The organism is Shewanella marinintestina (genome assembly GCF_023283845.1).
GTDB classification, from domain to species: Bacteria; Pseudomonadota; Gammaproteobacteria; order Enterobacterales; family Shewanellaceae; genus Shewanella; species Shewanella marinintestina.
The window spans coordinates 220,087-245,665 of sequence record NZ_JAKILC010000004.1 but is presented as its reverse complement, the minus strand read 5'-3'; the positions used below and the strand labels follow the sequence as shown (position 1 = coordinate 245,665).

Here is a 25,579-nt window from a genome sequence, read left to right as displayed (position 1 = left end):
AGGATTGCTATCAACATGAAACTTGCTAGAAATATTCTCCTTGTTGACGATGAAGCATCGTGGCTACGTACGCTATCAATTACACTTAACCGCCTAGTACCGGAAGCTAAAATAGATACTTGTGTTGATAGCCGCCAAGTGATGAGCCGCCTACAAACCGGTGACTACGCCTTAGTCTTGCTTGACTTAACCATGCCGTTTCACTCTGGCGAAGACTTGCTAGAAATGATCCGCAGTGAGTTTCCTAAGACTCGGGTATTAATTGTCACTGGCGTAAACGAAGTCGACACCGCAGTGCGCTGCATTAAAAACGGCGCGTATGACTACTTTATTAAAACCGATAAAGTCGAGGATCTTGCCCGCACCGTGCGTCGCGCCATAGAAGTTGTCGGGCTTGAGCGCAACTACTTGCGCATTAAAGAAAGTTTTTTAAGTCGCACACTCAATCGACCAGAAGTGTTTAATAACATCCTTACCTGTGAACCAGCTCTACTAGACCAATTTAGATACTTAGAAGCGGTGGCATTAAGCCCAGAGCCTATTTTGATCCAAGGAGAAAGCGGCACAGGTAAAGATGAATTCGCGAAATCTTGCCATCAACTGATTTGCCCTGACGCGCCATTTATCAATGTTAACCTTGCAGGTATTAGCACTTCAGCGTTTGAGTTGCAGCTATTTGGTCAGCTACACACAGATGATGACGGTAAAGTCAGTGCTCAGGCGGGTGTACTGCATCAAGTACAGTCAGGCTTGCTATATCTTAATGAAATTGGCGACTTACCGATTGAGGCGCAGGCCAAACTTGTCGATGTGATTGAGCATAAACAGTATTACCCGCTCGGTAGTGATAGAGCCTACCCTGTGCTGTGTAAAATTATCACCTCGACCCAGCATGACTTATTAGCATTGAATCAAGCAGCAAAGTTTAGAAGTGATCTCCTGTATCGCTTGCGCTCGCACACCATAAAGCTACCACCACTTAGGCAGCGTAAGCTCGATTTGTCGATGCTGATTAATCATTTTATTACGCTTGCAGCCAAAGAGATGGGTCTATCGGAGCCACAGCAACCCACTTCTCTTGCGCAGCAGTTATCTGAATATGACTTTCCGGGTAACTTACATGAGCTAAAAGGCATGGTGTTTGACGCGGTAAGCCGCAGTGATGGCATCGCGCTGAATATCACTCCTTTTATGGAAGCGATAAACCTCAGCAAGTCGAATGTTAGCAGCGACAGCGACCAGATTATTTTCCCCAAGAACCTACCAACACTGGCGCAAATGAGTGATGCACTGATCCAAGAGGCAATGAACCGCACCGCCAATAGCCAAACCGCTGCAGCGCAGATGCTAGGTATTAGCCAAAGTGCACTCAGCCGCCGCATCACTAAAGAGAAATAAGCTCTGGGGCAACAAACAAAAATGCCAGCATAATGCTGGCATTTTTAATCAGTCACTTAAACAATTTAAGCTTCAGCGGTTGCGAGTTTTGCGTCGCTTGACTTTTCTGTTTCATCAACAATCGTCAATACTGCGGTGTCACCCACTACGTTACATGAAGTCAGTACCATATCGATTAGACGATCCAGTGCCGCCACAATCGCAAATGCTTCAACAGGTAAGCCCATCTGATGGATCAGCACGCCAATCATCACCATGCCGCCACCCGGTACGCCACCTGCGCCAACTGATAGTAAGAAGATACTGAACATTAAGGCCGGTAGCTGCTCCATAGTAATAGGAGCACCAAACGCGTTCGCCACAAAGAAGATTGCGATAGTGATGTAAATCGATACACCGCCCATGTTCATGGTAGCACCGAGTGGCACGCCAAAACCTGCAACGGAACGATTAACCCCAAGCTTCTCGGTTAAGGTGCGCATCGTCACTGGAATGGTTGCATTTGAGCTAGCAGTCGATAGCGAAAACAGGATTTGCTCACGGGTCTTAGCACGAAACTCTTTCGCCGATACCTGAGTAAACACGCCTACTGCAAATGGATACACAACGAAAATCCAAAGTAATAATAAACCTAGGATTAGCACTAGGTATTCCACCACGCTGCCAAAGATTGCCGCTTCTAATGTAGCACCTAACTTAAGCATAAGTGCGAATACACCAATAGGCGCAAGCTGCATAACAACGCTAATCAGCTTCATCATAATCTTGTTGGCAACTTGGAATCCGTTAACTGCGCTTTGTGCTGTCTCACCCAGTGACTTGATAACGCCACCCAATAGTAATGCCATAAAGATAACTTGTAACATGTTACCCGAGCTAAACGCTGCAATCGGGTTGCTTGGCACTATGCTCACCACTAGTTCTACTAAGTTAGGCAACTCAGTGGCTACGATATCTACGCCGCCATTACTTGACATATCAACGCCTTTACCCGGTGCCAGCAGTAACGCCACGCCTAATGCTGCGAAAATAGCGACTAAGGTATTGATAATGTAGAAGCCGAATGTCTTGCCGCCTAAGCGACCAAAGCTGTTGAGATCTTTCAGTTCGCACACGCCGCAGACGATACTGACGAAAACTAACGGCACTACCAGCATCATGATCATATTAACGAACATGGTGCCTGCGCCTGAGGCTAAGTCAACGATGGTGCCAGAAAATAAGCTGATGTCAGCGAGGAAGTATTGAATGATTGAGCCGAAAATAAGCCCAGAGAACAGACCAATAAAGATCCGTGTCGAAAGTGATTTTTTCATTTGCTTGCCTTATTAGACATGTCTTAGCGCATGCCTTTTATTGCCTTCAATGTTGATAGAAACTTGATTTCTATCTCGTTGTGGCAGGGATAGTGAAACATGCTGGCAAAAATTACAATGCAAAAGCTGAAATTAGTTTTTGAAACAGCTGTGTAACCAAGCTTTTAGCATTAAAATAAATCAAACAAAAACAATGAGATAAGCAAAACAACAACAAACTACACTTAGGCACAACTTTTACAACAGCAACAAAATGGCAGCATTTTAACCACAGAAACTTAAAAATCAGATAGTTTAAAACACCAAAATGATGAGAACTTTAAAAACTTAACACTACACAACTACTGTGAAAGTTAGATTAAACGCTGCCACAGCTTAAAACCACCGATTAATGCTCATAAAAAAAGCACCTTTAAATAGGTGCTTTTTTAGTCACACTTTCTAGTCACATTAGCGGGACTATGCCAGCCATAGCTCGACATCTTTGATGATGAAGTTACCGGTATAGACTGGATCTGGCTCACCGATATGTTCGAGCTCAAAGTAGCTCCGGTGCTCCTCAGGAAGCCCCTCATAGCCACAAATCACTTGATACAACCATGACTCTCTATCCCAAGGTAGCTCATGTTCATCCAGGTAATCCAGCGCTGACTGACTCTTACCTGAGTCAATCACCGCACAGAAATAACCATCTACCGCTAGCTTTAGTGGGTTATCTGGAATATCAAAGTCTTCAGCTTGTGTGAGATCGACCGATACGTCTTGCTCGCGCACCGTACTCACATCATGTAAACGGTCGATACGTTTGATATTAGAGACAATCTCAAACAGCTCAGGCTCTAAACTATGGTTGCTTACATCCACTGCCGCAGGCGCCAACAAGGGCTCGGCAATATTAAACAGTGCAGGTAACTGCTTATGGCTAACGTGATCGGCAGGCTTATAATCTGGATGCAAGTCGGTGTATAGCAGCCAACCTTTTAGCAAACGGGTACGGCCACGTATTTGACGGAAACGACCCAGTAGCTCAAGTAAGCGCGCCTGTACCACACTGAGTTCTTGAGTACAGTCACTCAAGGTTTCTTGCAGTGTTGTCACCAGTAACTTACGTAGCTCACGGGTATCGCCGGCAATTTCACCGAGTTCACTAAACTGGAACATCTCTAAACCGTTTAGCAGCTCTGACACTTGGCTCTGAGCTAACTCGTTTTCACGAATTTTAGCGTTGATGCTACCCACATAACCAAACTCGTTGTTAATCCGGCTCCACAACACTCGAATCGAATAACGCAGGCCATCGGCAAAGCTATAAACATGCTCGCTTAAATCGGCAAGGTAAGCTTCTGATGCACTAAAATCGACGTTGTGACGCGCCTCTTTATAGTGATCTGCCAAGGTCTTAATCGTCGCCAGTGATGAGCCCACATTAGAGTCAATTTGACGATTACGCTCATCGCTTAACGCTTCTTCCAGCAAAGCACGCACTGAACGCTTAAGGCGCAGCTCCTGCTCTGGCTCTGGTCGCCACAGAATATCGCTCTTTTGCAGCTTATCGATGGCTTGAGCATTAGTCTCATCGATAGAAACTGAGCCGGACAAATACACGTCCATCACCAGCTCAGCATGACGCCCTAACTGCTTGAGCAGCTTAACGCCTGCTTGATGCAAGTTACTGCTCATATTAGATCAAATCCCTTTGGGTAGCGGTTTCTGCTTGGGCTTCAAGGCTCAGACCTTCCGTTTCATCAATAAAGCGGATCACTTCGTACAAGTAATCGAGCTTACCGGTAGCGATATAGATCTGCTTTTCGCTGTTAGGGCGGGTTAAATACCCCAGCTCGACTAGGCGCTTAAACACCAACTTAATTTGCGCATCAACATTGGTACTGGTTGAGCCAAATAAGCGGTAATGGCTGATTTTAGCTAGCTGCTCACGAAACGCTGGCGTGTCTTCAATACGGGTTTGCAGCTCAGTTAAGCGTACCGCAACCCCTTCAGACAACGGCGCATCTTGGCCGCTGCCCTCTTGCACTAACACTAACCATTCCACCAGCGGGATAAGCGCATTACAGATATCTTTAAACTGCGATGAAATGACCTTGCGCTCGCTGTCGCCTAACTGCTGGTAGCCACAGAAAAACACTTCGCCTTCACCGGCAGAGCCAATGGTGCGATTGATCTGATTTAAGTACTGCTCAACATGCTCACGGGTCGATGGGCTTTTCAGTGCGCGCCAACCGTCTTCATCAGTCGTGCGGCAGATAAACTGCCCTTTCAACAGACGCTCAATGAGTGCACTAGTCCCTACAATGGCGGTTTCGGTTACTTGGCTCATTACAAGGCCTCCTGAGTACGACGCTGATTAAGTTTATCGGCGATAGGATTAACTTGAGGCTTAACTACCTGTAGTTTCTTCGTTTGTTTGTTGATGATGTAACGGTTAGCAAACAAGTTTAGTACCTCAGATTCAGGATTCGGGAACGCGCCCAGTACTGAGATATTGTTGTTTTCACAGGCATCAAAAATCTTCTTCACGTTACCGTGATGTAAGGTGCCTAGCTCATCAATCGGCCAGTGAATGGTGACGTCAGCGCGGCCACGCAGTAAACGGGTGAACGCCAGTAGGAACTTACATAAAATCAGGTAAGCCATACCGTGGCTCGATGATTCGTTTAACTGTCTGTCGGTGCGAATAATTAAGTCACTGTTACCTTCTTTGAGGCGCAACTCAATCTCCAGCAGTTTGGCAATACCACCAGACAATGCTGCGCGGCCGATAATATCTAATGCACGGCGCATGCTGTTGGTGTAATCCTCACCCGGCAAGTCGTTAAAGCCGTCGGCTTTCCAACGCTTAAAGGCTTTAACAAACTGCTCAAGCTCAGGCCAGAATTCAAGCTCACTAATGCGCGAGCGGATTTTAACTGCTGACTCAGAGACACCATCAAGGAACAACTCTTCACCCACTTCACGGGTAATGCGCGCACTTTGCGAGGCGATACGGCGATCGATATCCGCCAGTACATCGTAGAATGCCGTTAAGTCGACACCGAAAATACGTCCCTGCTCACGCAGTGCCATAATCGATTGCGGCACCATCACGTTGAGCAGCTGCTCAAGTTGTGGCACTAGCTTACGGTAATCGAGAATGCGGATGCCTTTGTCGTTTACAAAGCTTGATTCTTCACGGGCACGCTCCCAGGTTTCAGACAGACCTGAACCTGATTTACTGGCAATGACTGAGTCGAAATGCTCAACATATTGCTTTACTGAGCCCATCATTGAATCACGCTTTAATAACTGGTCTTCACCTTGACGCAAACGCTCTGACAAACTGCCCTGCGCATCATCATTATTCGGTGGTAGCTTAAGCTCACTCAGTTTACGCATCACGCTGCGTAGCTTGGTTAAGTTCTCAGACGCTTCAATTTGCACCGCATCAGATTGCTTACGCTCACCATCAAGCTCGTTACGCTGAGCTTTAACTTCGTTAGCTTTACTCTTAAGTTGCTGCTCTAAATCAAGACTTGCGTGTTTAACCTTGCTGAGTTCAGATTGCAGCTTAGGCTTACGCTTAAGCCAAGTATGCTGATACCAGTCTTCATAACGTAGCACTTCGCTGCGGCGCTGCTCAGCCTTGCTGATATTACTCTCTAACGTGCGAATATCGGCTTTAAGGGCAACGATTTTCGCTTCGTCGACACCGCGAGACTTAAGCTCATTCTTGTACCACTGCTCACAGGCTTTTTGCTCGCTTGCGGCGTGGTCACGGCGGTTTTGAATATTGGCTTTGACTTGTCCAAGTTGATTGTCTAACGCGCCAACCACTTCTTGCCAGTAAGCATTTTTCTCCATGCGCGCTTCTAGCGCTTGCTCTCTTTGCTCTTCAAGCCACTCTTGCTGCTGCGCTTGTAGTTGCTTGATATCGCTATCAATGCGCGCCAGTTGCTTTTGCGATGCTGCTTTGCGCTCATTCAGCGCTTGGTTGATCTTTTCTTGCTCAGCGCGCTTGTCATCAAATAAGCGGCGCAGATCGTCACGGCTATTCTTGTAAGCGGTGCGGGCAAAGGTCAGCTCACGCAGTAAGTTATCTAGCTCAGTATTGCTAGCAACTAGGATATCTTCCGCTTCGCCTTGTAGCTCTTTGGCGCTAGACAGTGCCTCTTCAGCGGCAGCATGTTTAACTCTTAGCTCTTGCTCAGAGGCGGCATACTCAGGGGCATCGATGGCTTTTAGGTCCAGTGCGATACCGTATAAGGCCTCGATGTTTTCACTGCTAATGCTTGGGTGCAGATCACTACGGTGCAGCAGTTCTGAGTTAATCACCTTGCCTAAGGTATTTTCCCAGCCGTTAGCTTCTTTACGTAAAAACTCCAGTAACGTATGCGACTGCGGGAACAAGATATGTTGTAGCTCTTCAAGCTCACTTTGGCGCTCAGTTACGCGAATCCCAGCAACACGCAGACTCTCATTTGCTTGGTCGCGCTTAGCTCTAAGCTTGCGCTCTTCGCTGGTTAAGCGATCCACCTTGGCGTTACAAGCTTCTTGGTCTTCATCAGCACGAGAAATACGCTCGTCGAACACAGCCAGTGACAGCTTTTCTTCTTCAGAGTAAGTCACGCTATCAATACGCACTTTTAGCTCGGCGGCATTCACTTTTAGCTGATAGGCTTGCTCGCTAAACTGAGCTTGACCTTTTTCAGTCGATTCACGCCACTCTTGCTCAAGTTCAGCCAGCTCACTGCGGCCGACTTCTCTTTGCTTATCGCGAGACTCACGCAGGCTATCTTGCTCTTGATGCAAGTTTTCTAGCTCACGGTTTAGGCCTTCGCCAATCTTGCTGCGGCGGGCATTATAAGCCGCCTCAATATCTTGATGCTTTTCAGTTTGCAGCTTATGGCGCTCGCTTAGGTTTTCTAGGCTGCCACGCCAGCTCGGTAGCTGCTCTAAATCTAATTTGGCTTGCTCAATATCAGCATCTTGAAAGTTAGCATGCTGATCTTCAATCGAGTCCAGCTCATGCTCGCACTTAGCCACGTCACCTTTAGCAGCAGATAAATCAAGGTTAAGCTCGTCGCGCTGCTCTTTCCACTCTTCATCGAGTTGACGCAGCTTGGCGTTTAGCGCTTTAGACAAATCTTGGTGATGCTCTTGACGCTCAATTTCGGTGGTTTCATCTTTACTGTAACCACGGCGCAAACTGGCCAAGCGCTGCTCGGTGCTAAGTAGTTGATTAAACTCTTGCTCAAGCTTTTCAAACTCAGGACGAATTTGCTCAAAGCCTTGGATTAACTGGCTTTCACGGATCCATGCTTCAACGCGCTGAGGATTTAAACGTGAGCTTGGCGGGTTCACTCCGTCCTCTTCTAAGATGGCGGCGATCATCGATTTGATGGTTTCCATCTTGCCCTCTTTCGAGTGCACCGCTTTAGCTAGCTTTTCGATGTGGCGCAGTGAGTGCTCAGACTCACACAAAGAGAACTGGCGCGCATAGTTACGCAGCTCTGTACGGTTACTGCCTGTGCTTAATAATGCGCGATCGTTCTGGATAATCGCTCTAAATTCACGGGTGTTTAGCAGGTTAGTTACCGCCACACCAGCGCGTTTCATCTCACGGCCAAGCTCTGCCATGGTGAAACACTGAATGCTGTCGCCCTGCTTGGTCTTAATGTAATCATCAAGCTCAAAGCCTTTGGCGATAAAGCGATAATTTACGCCTTTGCCGTCTCCCGCTGAGGCCAATACCGCCTGATACGCTAGCCCGTCTGCCTTAATATACTCATAGATGATAAAGCTTGAATCATGCGGCAAGTACCAGCGCTCAAAACTATCACGGGTTGAAGGCACCACTCGGCTTGGATATTCACCATAGAAAACCGGTACCAAACGCTGCAATGTGGTTTTACCCGACGCGTTAGTACCACAAATATTGGTGTGGCCATCCAGAGCCAGCTCTACCACTCCCGGTAGATGGGTATCGATAAGTATGATGCGATTTAAGCTTGGCATTGCATTCCTTAATCCAAACAGAGCCTTAATGTAATCCCTGTGGGCTTACATTAAGCTAAAAATGTTAGGTCTAATTTTAGGTCTAGTGTTAGATCTATAATATATGGTGATGGTCACTAAATTAAAGGAAAGCGTGGCGCTTGGCAATTGCGCCAATGGCGTCAAGACAGCTATTTAAGTGACCAAATTACAGAAGCGAGATGATACGCGATTTTGAGGCATTTTAATGCTCAATCAATCGGCAGTTAACAAGCGACAGCTTGTAGCAATAACTTTAAAGCCTCTCAAAATAAAAGCCCACCTCACGGTTAATGAGGCGGGCTTATTATTAGCCTTGCGAATTTAAATACACACAGTGACTAACTTTTTTGAGTTAACACACTTTGTGCAGCAATCGCTTGCTGTTTAGCAAAATATTTACGAGTCTCTTTTAAAATCACATGACGTAAACCAATCAGCGCGATCAGGTTAGGAATGGCCATTAAACCATTTACCGTATCCGCTAGCATCCAAATCAAATCGAGGTGAATAAATGCGCCACCGGCAATTAGACCTAAAAAGGTAAACTGATAGATTTTAATGCCGTTATCACCAAGGCGACTACCCGTTAAGTAATACCAGCAGCGTTCACCGTAATAATGCCAACCTAAAATGGTGGTAAAGGCAAAACACACTAGTGCAATGGTCACCACATATTGACCAATCACTTCTGAGCCACTGGCTGCAAACGCGGCGCTGGTCATAGCAGCACCTGCGGTATCACCACTCCAAACACCAGTAATAATCAGTACTAAACCTGTCATGGTACAAATTAAAATCGTATCAAAGAAGGTACCCGTCATGCTGACTAGCCCCTGCTCTACCGGTTCGTTTGTCTTAGCCGCTGCTGCGGCAATTGGCGCGCTACCTAGACCTGATTCATTAGAGAATACGCCGCGCGCAATACCTATTTGTAATGCTTGAGCAACGGTTGCCCCTAAGAAGCCACCCGCTGCAGAGATTGGGGTAAAGGCTGAGTGCAGGACTAACTCAAATGCTGGCAAGATTTGATCAGAGAAGGTAAACAATACCCACATACAGGCCAGTACATAACCCAGCGCCATGGTTGGCACTAGCTTTTGCGCCACATTAGCAATACGCTTAACGCCACCTAATGTGACTGCCGCGACCATTAAGGTCAGAACCACCGCTGTCACCCAAGATGGGATTTCAAAGGCAATAGTCATAGCATCACTAATGGCATTAACCTGCGCAAAAGTACCAATACCGAAAAACGCCACACCTACACCGAAAATAGCAAAGATTTTAGCTAGCCATTTAAGCCCGAGTCCGCGCTCAATGTAATACATTGGGCCACCAGCAATATTACCTTTAGCGTCGGTGGTGCGATATTTTACCGCCAGCATACATTCGGCATACTTGGTCGCCATGCCAAAAAAGGCCGCTAGCCACATCCAAAATAGTGCACCCGGACCACCGATTTTAATGGCGGTTGCCACACCAACGATGTTACCAGTACCAATGGTGGCAGACAGCGCAGTACAAAGCGCCGCAAAAGATGATAAGTCGCCCTTACCGCTTGCGGGTTTAAACAGTAAACCCAGTGCCATAGGCAGCTTAAAGACTTGAATAAGTTTGAGTCGAACAGTGAGATATAAACCGGTTCCTACCAAAAGGCATAGGGTGATTGGTCCCCAGACAATGGCGTTGATATCGGCTAAAAGCGCGTGAAAATTCATGGTATTCCTCGAGTATTAAACAACAAAACTCTGTAATTAGAGTTATTAATAATCGGAGGAGGAAAAGAAATGGCTGTTGCTAATCACTTACGAATGCAACTAGCGAATGAGTCGACCTAAGCTAACAAAAGTTAACCTATAGTAGAAAAGGCGCAGCGACAAACGACAGTGACCTTATGTAGTTACGATAAATAACTAACACAGTCATCCTCTCCTCTGTCCTTTTGCCTGAGCGTTTCGCGTAATCTCATAGCTGGGTTTAATAGCTGAGTTTACACTTTCGCCTTCGGCGCTGTGTGACGATTAAGCAAACGAACACTTAATTGCTCACAGTCTCTCCAGAGGCTCGTCCAGTAACAGTCCTCACCACTAAGTGGCACCTGAAAGAGTGCTTTGTTTGGCTTAAAGCCTTACAAAGTTGCCTCGTCGGTGTGGGGTTACTCCCCACTCTCCTGCTACCTTCATCCGAACGGATCCCCAATCCTTGGCTAACCATTAGGGTTAGTCAGTGGTAGGGACGAGTAGCATGCGCGATCTCACACTTTGGCTCAAGTGGTGGAAGTCACATTTTGTCGTTAAATATGAGCAAAACAGAATCAATTGCGCAGTTTTAAATCAGTAAGAGTCAATTTTAAGCGAGTGTAGTTTGATAAACAAAAAAGCCGCTTAAGCAGACGCTCAAACGGCTTTTCTAGAATACTCACAGCAATTGATTAACTAAATGCGACTCTACGACCTTCGTAGGCATCACACATTTGCTGGGCAGACTCTTGTTCGTATGGGCGTAAGCCGCTCATCACTAGGGTTTTAACCCCGGTTCCCACTACCGTGTCGCCGCTGAGTAACTCAAAGGTGAGGGTCACATCGCCGCGCTTGCCTTCTATTTGTAAGTCTTGCTCAACTAACTTCAAGCTCACTTCGGTAAAATCTAAGGTAGTTAAATCAAATGACATGCTCTCGTAGATCACTAACGGGCGAGCTGGGTTAATCATCATCTGATGCTGCTTCATCATAGGCACTAAAATGTGCATAAAGTTAAGCCCAGAAAACGCCACGTACTTACGGATAAACGACTCGATTTGCGTTTCACAGTAACGAACATCGCCGCTACGGTGCACTTCTAGATAGCATTTATCTTTATTATCACTAATAGCAAAATCTTCAGCGACATCATCTGGAAGTTGTAACTGCACACCATCGCCAACCATGCCAGCGAAGTTAAACGTCATTTTCTGGCTTAAGCCATACTGGTTAAGGACTAAGGCAAACAACAGATCCCCGGGTACACAAAAACGCTTAGCACCTACATCGTGAATGGGATTGAAGTCTTGAGCAATGCTTTTAGCAAAATCACTCGCCTGAGCCGGAGTGATAGTGACTGATTGATTTTCTTTTTTAAAATAAGTACTTAAAAACATATTTACTCAAATATTTAATTAGTCATTAAAAATAGTGGGTCAGTGTATACCAAGATTGGATTTTGACTCACCCGATGAGCTGACGCTCAGTGGCAGCAAGGGTCTTAAAGCAAAGTTAAGATGGACTGACCTTGCGCCATAATTGCAGCAAACGTTGCTGAATGCGGCGATAGATCTGCACAAATGGGTCACTGTAAATACCCCATAAGCTATTGTGGCCAGTAAACTTACCAACCCCTAAGGTCAGTTTTCTGACGCTACTCGCCATAATCAAACAGCCAAGGGCGCGATCCCAAATGGCTAACGCTGAACCTAAGTTAGTGTCGCGATGTTCGATGGCAGCGCTATGGTGAACTTGGTGCTGCGCCGGACTAATAAACCACTTCTCTAACTTATCGCCCCAACTTAGCCAAATATGACTGTGACGCAAATTAGCGCCAAGTACATTGAAAGCAAACACAAATACGTTAGCGCCGAGCACGTCATACATTTTCAATGTTGGGCCAAATAGGGCATAACCTATACCTACAGCAAGGCCTTGCGACAACGCCATACGGCAGCCATAAAGGTAACTTTCTACTGGGTGGGTGCGGTAAATAGTAAAGGGTGTAAGCACTGTGGCTGAATGATGCACTTTATGGAACTGCCACAACCAAGGCACTTTATGCAGAATGTAATGCAGTAAAAAACGAGTAAAATCATCAAGAATGAACAGCAGTATGGTGAACAAACTCATCACCAACCACGGCGAAGCATCAAGCATTAATGCGCCACCGAATAGTGACTCTAATGCGGATGATACGCTCAGCGCCACGGGCACCATTGTTAGCATTAACGGCGCAAACAGCGCCGCTTTAATTAACTTATTAAGGACTAATAATTGATAGTCGAGTTTTGCAGAAGGGGCTAAAAATACCTGCTTGGGCAGTAAAAAAGACACAAAACCGGATACTGATGCCGGTGCAGCTTGGGCCACTTTTTGGCTGGCAAAATACACAGGCAGTGCAAGTACCACCGAGCCTAACAGGTAACCGATGAAAATACGTTTGCTGCTATCAAACGGGTAGTTAAGCAAATCGCCTAAATTGGTATTAAAAAACGCAATAATCGTGTCGATACAATACTCCAATAACGACTAACAACCTTACAGTAGCAAACTTGAGTAACAAACTTGAGTAACAAACTTGAGCAGCAAACTTGAGTAACAAGTTCTAATAGCAAAATAGCGGTGGCTTATAAAGCCACCGCCCACAACTTAAAAGCGGTATTGATAACCGATTTGAAATTGCTGTGGCTTGCTCGGTCTTGCGCCATAAGGGCGGCGACTTACAATCTCTTGCGTATCAAACAAGTTATCGGCTTTAACATACACGAGTCCGTATTGGTTAAAGTCATAACTCGCCGACATGTCTACCACAGTCAGTGCTTCGGTAGTACTGCCTGAAAGTACAACGCCTTCGCCTGCAGCCTCTTTCATCTCGCCAATGTAACGAACGATCATATTAACGTCCCACTGGTCGCTGACTAAGCCAAGATTCACCGCAAGTTGGTTCTCAGGCAGGTATGGCAGTTCATCACCTGCGGTAATATCGCCCCACATATCAAAGCCTGACTCAAAACTGGTTTTAAATTCAGACTCTGTGTAGGTATATGACAGTGATATTGGTAAATCAATATCATCGGTTAAAGTAATGCTATAACCAGAGGTTAGCTCAAGACCCAACACATCGACTTCACCACCATTAAACTCGGTATCATCATCGCTACCACAACTTGAGAACTGACAACCTTCTTTCAGATTACTAATATCGTTGAAGAAACCAATAAGTTCTAAGTTAAAGTTGCCATCGTTATAACGACCACCTAACTCATAGTTAATACTGCTTTCAACATCGATGCTTGGATCTTGCTTAGGGCTGGTTGGCAAAAAGCCTTCATGCACGCCAAACAACAAACCGGCATTATCCGATAAGGTGTAAAACGCACTAAAGCTTGGTAGCCATATGCGAGTAGTTTTATTGAGGTAGTCTTGCTCGCTGCCTGGCGCGCGGTTTTGATAATGTGCGTCAATATACTCACCACGAACACCCGCCGTGATATCTAACGCGCTAATGCTAATCGTGTCTTGCAAATAAACAGACCAAGCGTCGGTCTTTTCACGATCTGTAGTCGCCGCTTGGGTGTCACTGCCATCACTAACAAGGTTAGCCTGAGTCATTAGGTAAGTATCGGTGGTGTGGTTACGCTCAATTTGGTCTTGATGAAAACGTACACCGCTTGCAAATTGGTGCTGCATACCAAATAGTTCGAGCTGCAAATTCAAGTCAGACTGGATCCCTTGTGAGTAGTAAGTACGGTCATTATTACCTAGGACCAACTTTTCATACTCGGCAACAGAGTCCTGGCTACCGGTCAGAATGTTGTAGAAGCGGCTATTGACTTCATCTTTATCGGGATCCGCCAAGATCTCTTGTAAGCTGCGATTAACTAAGCCACCTTTAAAACCATTGATTTTGTACCAAGCACGCTCAAAGTCGTTACGATAAACACGGGTGGTCACATCAAAGTTATCACCAGTAATGAAATGGTTAAACTGCACCTGAGAGTGAGTCCAATCCATGTTATCAAGTTGGCTAGCGACATAACGGCGATTCGGATTAGCGGCAAAGTCTGCATCCGTGAGGCCAAGATAAGTTTCATTTGAGTTCTCATCGGCATAAGCCAGTTTTAGCTCAAACACTTGGTCAAAAGCGTCACCCGCTAAGTCATAACGCAGCTTGGCCATGATATCGTTTTTCTCAAAACCGGTATCACCACCACCGTCGAGTTCTTTAAAACCGTCAGCACGCATATGCACACCTTCAATCAAAAAACCAAAATTGTCGATGGTATCACCGTAATAGGCATGCGCTTTGGCGAAACCGTCACTGCCGCCCGAGACATCGACTAGGCCTTCGCTGCTTTGCGGTACAGCACGGGTCACCATATTTAATGAGCCAGCGACAGTATTAGGGCCGTACTTAATCGCTGCTGGGCCTTTAAAAACTTCAATCGCCGTCATTTTAGAAGTCATCGGAAAATAATAAGCCGACGCCGCCGAATAAGGCGCGGGGCCAATTAACACGCCATCTTCCATGATATTAATCTTTTTACTACGCTCTGGCGTTGCGCCGCGAAAGCCGATGTTAGGACGCAGGCCATAACCGTCTTCTTCACGAATATTAACCCCTGGTACACTGTATAACACCCGGTTAATATCATCGAATTTGAACTGCTCAAGTTCCAGTTCATCAATCAAGGTCGCTGAACCCGTTTGCTTACTTAAGCGCGCATCGTGGCCAATGATCTGCATCTTCTCTATGTAGCTGTCATTGACGCTTGTTTTGTCTGTTGTCACGTCAGTTTTAGCATCGCTATCTGCTGCAGAAACTTGGCTAACCAATGCAAACTGGATGGCGATAACAAGGCTAAGCTTTTTGCTAATGGCAAGATTATTCATTAGTCGTTATCTCCAGCTGAAGTTTGTGGCAGCTCTAATGCAAGTGAGTTAATAAACTCATTTTTAAGCTTATCGGTTACCGCTTTTACATCAGAATGAGTCGCAGTCACTTTGGCTTCATCACTGACTAGAGCATCGGATAAACTAGTTTGATAACTACGGCTATTAGCAAGAGCAGTTGCTATACGCTCACGTAACTCAGTTGCGGTATCGGCATCGTTTTCATCAATCAAATAGTCGTCAAAACCTAGACCCTCTTTACCAGAAAACAAGGCATCTAGCGCTTCAAGATTGCGAGTGATGTTTTCAATTGAATGCTTGGCAATTGGTGATTCAACATCTTCAACACAAACACTAGTGCCACAGCTATTGGCGAATAGCCCCAGTGGCGTGGCAAGCTTGCCGTCTTTAGTCACACTGTCGATATAAAACAGTGCGTCAGATAGCTTGTTCACCGCTTCGTGCACAGTTGCAAAGCTACTGCCTGTCTCACCTGCTTGTTTAAGGCTAGTGCCATAGCCATCATCGCCGCTCCACTGAATAAGTAATTGTTGGGCGTTGTGGTTGATATCTTTAGCAGCTTCGGCGGCAAATTCACAACGCGCTACGCGGCGGTCATCATCGGTGCGGTTATCCCAGCCAGCTGGAGTCACTGTGCCTGTGCAGCTATGTTCAAAGCTTGGGTTAAATAATAGGTACTCTAGCGCTACTAGCCCCTTGCGTGCAGGGGTTCGCGAAGTGATATCGTAAGGTACGCCGTTAATATCGTTATTTTCAAAAGACACCACATCCAAATCGACTCCGCAACGGCTAGTCACTGGCCATGAATAGATTTTATTGCGTAGTGCACCATCATCATTAAGTAATGGACCAAGCTGCATCATTTCAACTTGCTGCCAAACAGAAATAGTATTGCGCCAACTTTGCTGAGCGGTATCGCTTGCTTGGGTTAGTGAAGTGTTATCACTTGAGTCTTGTTCAAAAGCGATGGCCGCGGTGCAGTACGCATTAATGTCGCTAACCTGTTGGTTACTGACACTAACAAATTGCTCAAAGGTAGGGGTGATGACACCATCGACAAGATTAGCAATCAGTGCCTTTTGGTCAAAGTCAGAAGTGGTATTGTCTTGATTGCCGTAATCGGCACCAGCATCACTGCTAGTACTCTCATTACAGCCGCTAAGCAATGCAGCCGTTAGGGCGATACTTAGCAGTGAATAGCGAGGTTGGCTTAACATTATTTTCCCTTAGTACGAAATAACCGTACAAAAACAACAAAAGCTCGGCACCTTACGATGCCAAGCTTTTTGCCTTAAAAGACTTGTTTAAACGCTGGAGGATTACCAGTTAGCGACATTGTCTGCGTCTAGATCGTAGCTCGCTTGCAAGATGTCGCGGGCTTTACCCAAATCTGTAATGTATCCGTCAACATCGCCTGTCAATTCTGGCTCAACGCCCATTAGGTCGTGTAGCATTTCAAAGTCTGCATCACTAATACCTGCGTATTCACTAAATTGCAGACCCAGTGCAAAACCTTTCATCTCAGAGTAGTGCTTAGCTAGGTCGTCATAATCGAAATCTGCACTGTTACCACCTGTCGCTAATGGAGCAAGATCAGCAGTAACATCATTAATGTAATGCACAACAGTTGCGACAATTGCACGTTCCCAAGCATCAAGGCCGTCGGTTGCATGACCTTTCAGTGTCTCAAGTTGCGCATCAGATAGTGCAGCACCTACGTTGTCGTTAATCAGTTTACGGCCAGCAATAAATGCTGTTAGTGCTTGAGTTGTATAATCGGTTGCAGCAGCATTATCAGCGGTTCCCATATCACGCTTAGCAGCGTTCACTGACTGGCCAAAGTTGTACTCGCTACGCAGGTCAATTTTGCCATCGCCGTCAGTGTCGTGTGAACCATTCCAGTCGCTACGACCATTACCGTCTGATACCTTACCCGCAATCTCAACATCGCTATATTCCAGGTAGTTACGTGCAGCGCCAAAGTAACCAAAACCTTCGTCAAACTGATGCTCAAGGTTGGTGTAAGCCGCACCAGCTTTAGCTGGGTTAATGTTGTCTGTTGTTAAACCTTTACCCGGAGTATCTACGCCAAAGTAATCATCTGCCGCTTGAGCATAAGTAATAGACATCAATAGGAACTTTTGAACCATCTGCACTAAATCTACACCGTTTTCATCAACGTAAACTTTAGTGATGTCGTTACCTAATACATCTTTACGTATAGTGCCGTTAATCTTTGCAACTGCATTATCGGCTAAACGGTCAAACAGGTCTGCAATTAAGCCTGTAGGTGTGATTGAGCCTTTTGCCCCCCAACCAGCAAATGCACCATTATTCCAATCTTCATGTTGCCCGCCAGAGTCATTACCAGCAACTTTACCGTCTAAATTCTTATAACCGGTTAGATCTGAAATCAAACCGTCTTTAGAGTTATCAATAAAGGTAATCGCGATATCATCGTATTCCGTTGTTTCATCCGGATTGTAAAAATAGTTCAGCTTAGCCAGTACAGCAGCCTTATCGGCAAGCTCGTTGGCATCAATATCAGCTTCAAGTTGGTTTTTAATATAATTGTTAAGCTCTGCAATCAGGATGTGACGTGCATTTTGACCGGTGTAAGATACACTCGACTTATCATCGACTAGCTTGCTATCAAATGCGTAACGGTCCATTAGGTCATTAATGGTTACGGTCACTGTTTTAGTAAAGCTTGCGTCACTGCTATCTGTCACAATTAGCTCAACTTCAAGTTCTAAAGAGTCTACGCCATCAGCGTTTAAGATAACGCCATCAGCTAGCTTTAATGTGTTGCCATCAATCACAAACTGATCGCCAGCAACACTAAATGTATGCGTATCACCACTATCCGCGTCAACTGCCGATAACGTACCCACAACTGCATTAACTGTATTCTCATCAACTGTAACATCAGATAAAACAACATCTGTTGGTGCATTGTTTGCAGGAACAGGAGGGGGAGTAGACGAGTTATCTGAGTCTGAACCACCACAGGCTGTTAATAGCCCCATTGAAAGTGCGATTGTGGTTGCCAAGATCGTTTTCTTCAGTTGCATACAAGTACCTTTAATATTGCTAAAAACTTAGCGACTATAAATGTGAACAATTATGATTTACATTTATGTTACACGAACACAAATGATAATACATCCCATTTACAAACTTAATGGTAAGTTACTCATAGATGCCTCTTAGGCAAATGTAAATAATGTGGTCGCTCTGTGAGGTGAGAAATCGATGCTTAGCTAGCTTTGTGAACAGCTTAATTAGTAAATTCGTAATTAATTAAGCTAATAATTGAAGATTTATTAATTGTTCCTGCGCTGTTTACGCTCATATAAAGCGTATTAATCAGACAAAAAACCTTGTAAATAATCTGTAAATCAGTCGATAGTGAACCTTGTATTTGGGTAAAAACATCATCAAGTGATTAATTATCAACCGAATACTAACTGAAGAATAAAACCAACAATCACTGCCGTTTTTGCAAAAAACTGTCAAGTGGCTGAGTTGAAATTTACATTCACCTAGAGTCTTTGCCCAGCCACTCCACTTTGAGACTTGCAAAGGTGAACCTCGGTAAAATAAGTTTAGAGTCACTGATAGGTTATGATTTGTCCTAAAGTTATTAGCTGAATCTTTTGCAAGCTAAAGCAAACCGACAGAATAGAGACTGAACTTTGACTTGGCAGGCATATAAATAGAACCTCCCTCAATTCTCTTTATATTTTCAATCTTGCGAATTACTGCTCATTATTAAAGCAAAGCCTGCGTTATGGTATAAAGCTTATGTATAAAAAAATCGCTATTATCACCAACGAAAACAATGGTAAATTGGCGCTAAAGTCTGTTTTATCTCACTCAGAGTCATCGATTTATGAATACTAAACTCAAAATAATAACTATCAGTTTGTTATGCCTTAATCTTAGTGGCTGTGAATATATCGATAATATATTGCACCCTGACGACGATAATGATGAAGTGATTGTCGATGACAATTTCAGAAGCGCAGCGCAGCAATTAGGTTTATCAGACACCATTATTACCCGTTTATGCACTGCCACAGACAAGATTAGTGTTAAATGTATCAGCAAGCTAAATGACGAAACCAATCAACAAGAGGTTAGAGTTGAGTACGCATACAACAACGTGCTTCACAAAAATGATTACGCCAAAAGTACTGCTACAACTCGGGTGATCTTCAATCTACCGGCAGATGGCGCAACCGCAAGCTTAGCATTTGAGAATCGTCGAAACTTTGAGTTCAATAATGGTTACAACTACACCTGGCAAGAGCCCACTAATTTTGCTACGGCAGAGCTAGTCAATAACCAAAATAAACCTCTAGCAAGTCTGACTAATGACTCAGTGACAACGAGAGTGTCAGATTCCAAGCTATCAAATACGTCAATGGCATCAATTAGTAATGCTGATTACTCCTTAACCGAGTCACAAGACTTAGTTAATGCTGCAAGTACAATATTCTTCCCAGAGTTAATTGTCAGTGTGACGAGCAGCTCTGTCACTGTTCCAGTTGATGCATCATTTAAGGTATTTACAGCCGGCCACAGTGCAATTTTATCGAACTATTCCGTTACACTTTCAACCGCAATAGAGCAAAGTTGGTTCTAGCAACAAGACTAACATGCAAATTTTCCACTCGCGTTAAAATGAAAATAACCGTCACGGATGATGACAACACAGAAAACGTTAATGCGCTAATTGCTGGGGTGCGCCAGTTCAATGTTGAGCACATGGAAGCAGAAACCTCTCAGCCATTATCTGTGATCGCCCATGATGAAAGCGGTAAGTTAATTGCTGGAGTCGCCGGATGCACTATCTATGACAACTTTTTGATTAATGTTTTGTGGGTCGATGAGCAACAAAGAGCTTCTACTTCGGCGAGAGCTGATGCAACACGCCGAAGTAGAAGCTAAAAACCGTGGTTGCATCATGGCGCAGGTCGATACTTTATCATTTCAAGCACCGCTGTTTTACCAAAAGCTGGGCCTTGAGATCATAGCGACTGTGCCTAATACAGCCAAAAGCCCTGAGCGTTATTTTTTATTGAAGAAGTATTAATTCAGTTAGACATTACACGAACAGCCTAAACGTCCATCTGAATCCAGCCATTCATCATATTGGCCATGAGTACATTTAGCTTGCACTCCTCGGCAGCGAGCACTACCGTAGCCTACATCAGAGTCTGACGCCTTTGATAAAACATTACTTGCGACATCATTATAGATAGCTTGTTTCATGTTAGATGCAGAGCAAGCAGATAATAACAATAATGGGATAATGTACTTCATTCGGATCCTTCCGGTAAGCTTTCAAGTCAGCGGGTTAACAAAATCTAGTTCTTAAATAGTTCTAACACACCCCTAGTTCATTAGCGACATCTAATTCAACTGCTCTATCGAACACATCTAGAGCAGCCTTAACCATTTTCCAACTCTCTAGCAAATCAAAAGTTAACCCCGTTCACAAATCGCACATAATATAGACGCAGCTATCGCCTCAATTCGTAATTGGGCGTAGACTTGCCGCCCTTTCAATTTTGGATGTTCGATGCAATGAAACAACGCCTTACCACTTGGGCACCAGTATGGCTGTTAGCACTTACCGCCTTTGTCTTTGTTTCTACTGAATTTGTGCCAGTGGGTATTTTAGCTGCTCTTGGGCAAAGCTTTAATATGAGTGCCGTTGCAGTTGGTCCTATGCTTACCGTGTATGCCGCCGTTGTTGCACTGGCATCCTTACCTGCTGTGCTGCTATTTGCGCGTTTTGAACGTAAAAAACTGCTACTAGGGTTAATGTCAGTATTTATTATTAGCCATGGCCTATGTGTGTGGGCACCTAGCTACGACATCTTGCTATCTGGCCGTGTTGGTATTGCCTTAACTCATGCACTTTTCTGGGCGATCGCCCCTGCCCTAGTGGTACGCCTAGCACCTGAAGGTCAGGGAGCAAAAGCGTTAAGCATCTTTGCCACAGGCTGTGTACTGGCCTTGGTGTTAGGTATTCCCTTAGGTCGAGTCATAGGCCAATTAGTTGGCTGGCGTAGCATTTTTGGCTTAATCGCCGTGCTTACACTGATTATGATGTTATTGCTGTGGCGTGGATTACCAAACTTACCAGCGACTCATGGCGGTAGTTGGCGCAGCTTACCGGCATTAGCTCGTAATAAAGCCTTACTCTGGCTGTACGTATTAACCATGGTTTTAGTAACTGCGCATTACAGCGTGTACACCTATTTAGAGCCACTGTTGCAAGAATACTTTGGTTATACCGCCAATATTACCACTATCATTTTATTAGTATTTGGTGCTGCGGGTTTGATAGGTAGCGCACTCTTTAGCCGCTATCAAGGTAAGTACGCACAACAGCTTTTAGTCATAGCCATCGCGATTATGGGCAGCTGCATGGCAATTTTGCCTTTTATCGCAAACCATATTTGGTTGCTGTTACCTTTATGTATTTTATGGGGCACAGGCATGATGCTAATGTGCCTATCGCTGCAATCTAAAGGTCTAAAGCTAGCGCCAGATGCAACCGATGTTGCCATGGCAATTTACTCCGGTTTATTTAATGTGGGCATAGGCAGCGGCGCACTGCTTGGCAGTATTGTCGCTGCAAAATATGGCGTAATTCAAAACGGTAACTGGGCAGCGCTACTTATCGTTATCGCTATTTTACCGTTACTTTTCTTATTAAAAGCCCGGCGTGCCGAGCTATCTACTCAGCCAATCGTAAGCTAGCTAATAGATGACTAATTAACCTGAATTGAACAACACTAAGGCGACGCTCAAAAGAGGTCGCCTTTTTCATATCAGTCACACATCACATACGTAAGCTTAAGCGTTAACCACAGCAAGAGCTCGATGCACAATTGCTAGTCGATGCAACGGCTTCTGTACCGTTCATTAGGCTCGCCAAATAGGTATTTTTTAAATAAAAGTTGCTGAAGGTCTGCACAAAATCAGTTGGTACCGTTTTATCTGTAAGACCTGTTCCAATCAAGGCTGCTTGCCATTTTTGCACTTTAGGAAAACCTGCCAACATATCAAATCCAGAGCAATTACGGATCACCGCTGCGCGATGTAAAAGTGGCAACCAAGCAATATCAACATTAGAGATATAATCTCCCTTAAAGAAAGCACTTTCCCCAAGCTTATTTTCAGCTTTGGCAAACGCTTTAGCTAAGTTTGCTAAACGCGTTTCAAATGTCTGTTGGTCTTTACTGCCCATTGCACCACACTGTGGCATATAGTGTTTGCTCGCTTGATATGACCAAGCACGATCTAGAGCCTTTTGCTCAGCTGAAACTTGCTCTATCGGCGCGTATTTATCATCTAGGTATTCAACAATTGCATCTGACTCAAATAATACCGTCTTATCCTCTGTTACCAATACTGGTACTTGGCCGTTAGGTGAAATATCTAAAAACCACTGCGGTTTATTACTGAGTTCAATGTACTCAATTTCAAATGGAATGTTTTTCATCACTAGCGCTCCCATAACACGTTGTACAAATGGGCAGTTTTTAAAGCTAATTAATTTGATCATCTATGCTCTCCGAATGAGTCATCAGTATTTTTGATTACACCCATAAGACGAGGCACTTTTTAAAAAGACGAAAAAAAACTGAAGCTTTTACCATTTAAATCGAAAAGCAGTTAAAAATAATTACTTGAAGCAATAAAAAAGCCATCAATCACAGGATTAATGGCCAGATTATTTAGGCTTTAAAGTGGCTTTTATTCATAAAGGTCAGCCACCAATTAACTTCTTCCACCAAGGTAAAGGATCACCACAATTGGCAATAGGTTGATAACTCTCTCTAAGCGCAGGTACTTTTACCATTCCGCCACAGTCAGCTTCTTTCGCTATACCGGTATCACGCTCAAAATAGCCTTGCACCACACCATCTACTGGCGCCATGCGCAGGCTTAGCGGTGCACGGTTATTTAAAAAAGCTTGATAGACGGCCATGGCGCCACTACTGCCATAAAGACCTGTTTTGCCATTATCATCACGGCCAACCCAAATTGCTGCGACGTTACGTTCATCGAAGCCAGCAAACCACGAGTCACGAGAATCATTACTGGTACCGGTTTTACCCGCTAATGTCACATAAGGGAAAGCATTTCCTAAACGCTTAGCCGTACCCGACTCAACCACTTGGGTCATGGCGTATTTGGTCAAATAGTTACTCGCAGCAGGGATAGCTTGCGTGGCCAGGGGCCTCGATGCTGCTAGCGGCTGGTTTTGCGCATTCAACACCGTTGTTACTGAGTTTAAATGACGATATCGACCATCATCAGCAATCGTCTGGAACACCTGTGCAACCATCAATGGCGAGCCATTGACCGCCCCCAATAACATCGATGGGTATTCAGGAATTTTTTCGCGCCAACCCGCTTTATCAAGCGTGGTGGCTACATCGCTAACACCAATCGCCATGCCTAGGTTTACTGTAGGGACGTTCATTGACTTCTTAAAGGCCGTCAATAATGGCACTTGACCACGGAACTTTTTGTCAACGTTTTGCGGAGACCAAGTTTTACCTTGACCATTTTTAAGCGTAATAGGCTCGTCTTTTAGCGGCGATGCTAGATTGTACTTTTTACCTTGATTAAGCGCAGTGGTATAAACAAAAGGCTTAATCAAGGAGCCTATTGGGCGACGAATTTCTACCGCTCGGTTAAAGCCTCGATAGCTTGGTACCTTGTCACCGACCATAGCGGCAATACCTGCCGAGTATTTATCGGTGAGTACCATACCTACTTGCAAAGTTTCATCGTTCTTGCCTAGCTGTTTAAGAGTTTGTACCACAGCCTTTTCAGCCGCCTCTTGTGCAATAGGATCAAGCGTGGTGTATACCTTTATGCCTGACTGTTGCAATAAAGCATCGCCAAAACGGTTAGCTAGTTCATGCTTAACCACTGAGAAGAAGGCAGGCAGTTTTTGATGTACTGACTTATTTGCTTTTCGAAGCCCTAAAGGCGACTCAACTGCGGCCTGATACTGAGCGACATTTAAGTCTCCCGCTTCCATCAATAGACGCAATACTAAATCACGACGCTCTTGTGCGCGCTCAGGATAACGCCATGGATTGTAATAAGATGGGCCTTTAATAACCGCTACCAAAAATGCTTGCTGCGGTACAGTTAATTCAGCGATCGGACGTCCAAAATAAAACTGGGAGGCTAGCCCCATACCATGTACACCACGGGCTTTATCTTGACCCATGTACACTTCGTTTAGGTAAGCTTCTAAAATCTCGTCTTTTTCATAACGAAAATCGATAATTATTGCCATTAAGGCTTCGCGTAATTTACGCGTGATAGAGCGTTCACTAGACAAGAAGAAGTTCTTTGCTAACTGCTGAGTCAACGTAGAGCCACCTTGCACCGTACGTCCCGCGCTAATATTAACCATAGCAGCACGTAAAATGGCAAATGGATTAACGCCATGATGCTCATAAAAACTGCGGTCTTCCACTAAGATAAGCGCATTAACAATCGGCTTGGGGATATCTTTTGTCGCCACAAAAAGCCTGTCCTCAGCATCGCCGGTAATAATTCTATCTAGCAATACCGGTTCTAAATGGAACACGGCTAACTGACGTTTATCGCTATTACGAGCAACTGACACCACACCGTTACTATCAAAAGTGATCATCACCCGTTGTGCAGCTTGATCGCCTTGAGGATGTAAAAATGGTCGACGCCATAAATCTATTTTAGTTTTCGATGCGGAAAATTCGCCAACTTGGCGCGGATTAGCCACCTTGCGATAACCCAATAATTTAAGCTCTGCCATTAACTGACCATGACTAACGGCAGCTCCAGGGTATAACGCCATTGAACGACTAAATACTTGCGCAGGAAGGTGCCACTTTTGCCCTTCAAATTTGCGTGCAATGATTTGGTCTAAATAGATCCCGTATGATGCAATCATCACCGCGAGGATTAAGCCAAGTTTCCAGCAAATAGACCACAGCTTTTTTCCCCAACCTTTATTGCCACTTTGAGTCGCTGCTTTTTTGCTTGCCCGCGTTTTTTTAGCCGTAGGCCTTTTCTTCGCTGGTGCTTTCTTTGCGGCCGCTTTTGGTGTTGCTTTATCTGTCATTATACTTCCGTGACGTTTCCTCG

General features: G+C 44.9%; 18 protein-coding genes and 1 riboswitch. Of the genes, 5 read left to right on the top strand and 13 right to left on the bottom strand.

All coding sequences use genetic code 11. From position 1 onward, the window contains the following. Positions 1–15: 15 nt before the first annotated feature. Entirely contained in the window at positions 16–1,398 is a 1,383-nt protein-coding gene (locus L2747_RS06415) for a sigma-54-dependent transcriptional regulator (protein ID WP_248998253.1), read from the top strand. Positions 1,399–1,463: 65 nt separating this feature from the next. Here the strand turns inward: L2747_RS06415 and L2747_RS06410 are convergent, their stop codons facing one another. The 10 genes from L2747_RS06410 to L2747_RS06365 all read right to left on the bottom strand — a co-directional run bounded on the left by L2747_RS06410 (position 1,464) and on the right by L2747_RS06365 (position 18,474). Beyond that, positions 1,464–2,714 (bottom strand): dicarboxylate/amino acid:cation symporter, encoded by a 1,251-nt coding sequence (locus L2747_RS06410; RefSeq protein ID WP_248998252.1) that lies wholly within the window; start codon positions 2,712–2,714, stop codon positions 1,464–1,466. 459 nt (positions 2,715–3,173) lie between these two features. After that, entirely contained in the window at positions 3,174–4,394 is a 1,221-nt protein-coding gene (locus L2747_RS06405) for a phosphoenolpyruvate carboxylase (RefSeq protein ID WP_248998251.1), read from the bottom strand. 1 nt (position 4,395) lies between these two features. Further along, complete coding sequence (locus tag L2747_RS06400; protein ID WP_220782437.1) at positions 4,396–5,049, bottom strand: condensin complex protein MksE; 654 nt, start codon at positions 5,047–5,049, stop codon at positions 4,396–4,398. After that, positions 5,049–8,723, bottom strand: coding sequence for an ATP-binding protein (locus L2747_RS06395; RefSeq protein ID WP_248998250.1), 3,675 nt, complete (start codon positions 8,721–8,723; stop codon positions 5,049–5,051). The genes L2747_RS06400 and L2747_RS06395 overlap by 1 nt, the downstream gene beginning before the upstream one ends. Positions 8,724–9,082: 359 nt before the next feature. Then, positions 9,083–10,462: an alanine/glycine:cation symporter family protein gene (locus L2747_RS06390; protein WP_248998249.1), complete on the bottom strand. Its 1,380-nt coding sequence runs from the start codon at positions 10,460–10,462 to the stop codon at positions 9,083–9,085. A 206-nt stretch (positions 10,463–10,668) separates the two neighbouring features. After that, a riboswitch (glycine riboswitch) is annotated at positions 10,669–10,814 on the bottom strand. A 361-nt stretch (positions 10,815–11,175) separates the two neighbouring features. Then, on the bottom strand, positions 11,176–11,880 hold the full coding sequence (locus L2747_RS06385; RefSeq protein ID WP_248998248.1) for a DUF3581 domain-containing protein: 705 nt from the start codon (positions 11,878–11,880) through the stop codon (positions 11,176–11,178). A 115-nt stretch (positions 11,881–11,995) separates the two neighbouring features. Further along, positions 11,996–13,009, bottom strand: coding sequence for a sterol desaturase family protein (locus L2747_RS06380; protein WP_283107207.1), 1,014 nt, complete (start codon positions 13,007–13,009; stop codon positions 11,996–11,998). 126 nt (positions 13,010–13,135) lie between these two features. Continuing rightward, positions 13,136–15,379: a TonB-dependent receptor family protein gene (locus L2747_RS06375; RefSeq protein WP_248998247.1), complete on the bottom strand. Its 2,244-nt coding sequence runs from the start codon at positions 15,377–15,379 to the stop codon at positions 13,136–13,138. Beyond that, the gene (locus tag L2747_RS06370; RefSeq protein ID WP_248998246.1) at positions 15,379–16,617 is read right to left on the bottom strand and encodes an imelysin family protein; all 1,239 of its coding nucleotides are present in this window, start codon (positions 16,615–16,617) and stop codon (positions 15,379–15,381) included. The genes L2747_RS06375 and L2747_RS06370 overlap by 1 nt, the downstream gene beginning before the upstream one ends. A gap of 102 nt (positions 16,618–16,719) precedes the next feature. Beyond that, entirely contained in the window at positions 16,720–18,474 is a 1,755-nt protein-coding gene (locus L2747_RS06365) for a DUF4856 domain-containing protein (RefSeq protein WP_248998245.1), read from the bottom strand. An 821-nt stretch (positions 18,475–19,295) separates the two neighbouring features. On the opposite strand from L2747_RS06365, the gene L2747_RS06360 reads away from it, so the two are divergent. Genes L2747_RS06360 through L2747_RS21525 form a run of 3 tightly spaced genes read left to right on the top strand, consistent with a single transcriptional unit; the run spans position 19,296 to position 20,501 of the window. Beyond that, positions 19,296–20,051: a hypothetical protein gene (locus L2747_RS06360; RefSeq protein WP_248998244.1), complete on the top strand. Its 756-nt coding sequence runs from the start codon at positions 19,296–19,298 to the stop codon at positions 20,049–20,051. Positions 20,052–20,089: 38 nt separating this feature from the next. Next, positions 20,090–20,356 carry a hypothetical protein gene (locus L2747_RS21530; RefSeq protein ID WP_428848509.1) on the top strand — a complete coding sequence of 89 codons (267 nt, stop codon included), beginning with the start codon at positions 20,090–20,092 and terminating at the stop codon, positions 20,354–20,356. Beyond that, positions 20,331–20,501 (top strand): N-acetyltransferase, encoded by a 171-nt coding sequence (locus L2747_RS21525; RefSeq protein ID WP_371986597.1) that lies wholly within the window; start codon positions 20,331–20,333, stop codon positions 20,499–20,501. The genes L2747_RS21530 and L2747_RS21525 overlap by 26 nt, the downstream gene beginning before the upstream one ends. A gap of 5 nt (positions 20,502–20,506) precedes the next feature. Here the strand turns inward: L2747_RS21525 and L2747_RS06350 are convergent, their stop codons facing one another. Next, positions 20,507–20,731, bottom strand: a complete 225-nt coding sequence (locus tag L2747_RS06350) for a hypothetical protein (protein WP_248998243.1) — start codon at positions 20,729–20,731, stop codon at positions 20,507–20,509. A 264-nt stretch (positions 20,732–20,995) separates the two neighbouring features. Between L2747_RS06350 and L2747_RS06345 the strand changes: the two genes are divergently transcribed. Further along, the gene (locus L2747_RS06345; protein WP_248998242.1) at positions 20,996–22,180 is read left to right on the top strand and encodes a sugar transporter; all 1,185 of its coding nucleotides are present in this window, start codon (positions 20,996–20,998) and stop codon (positions 22,178–22,180) included. A 103-nt stretch (positions 22,181–22,283) separates the two neighbouring features. Here the strand turns inward: L2747_RS06345 and L2747_RS06340 are convergent, their stop codons facing one another. Beyond that, positions 22,284–22,988 (bottom strand): glutathione S-transferase family protein, encoded by a 705-nt coding sequence (locus L2747_RS06340; RefSeq protein ID WP_248998241.1) that lies wholly within the window; start codon positions 22,986–22,988, stop codon positions 22,284–22,286. 204 nt (positions 22,989–23,192) lie between these two features. Next, on the bottom strand, positions 23,193–25,556 hold the full coding sequence (gene mrcB / locus L2747_RS06335; protein WP_248998240.1) for a penicillin-binding protein 1B: 2,364 nt from the start codon (positions 25,554–25,556) through the stop codon (positions 23,193–23,195). Between the last annotated feature and the right edge of the window lie 23 nt (positions 25,557–25,579).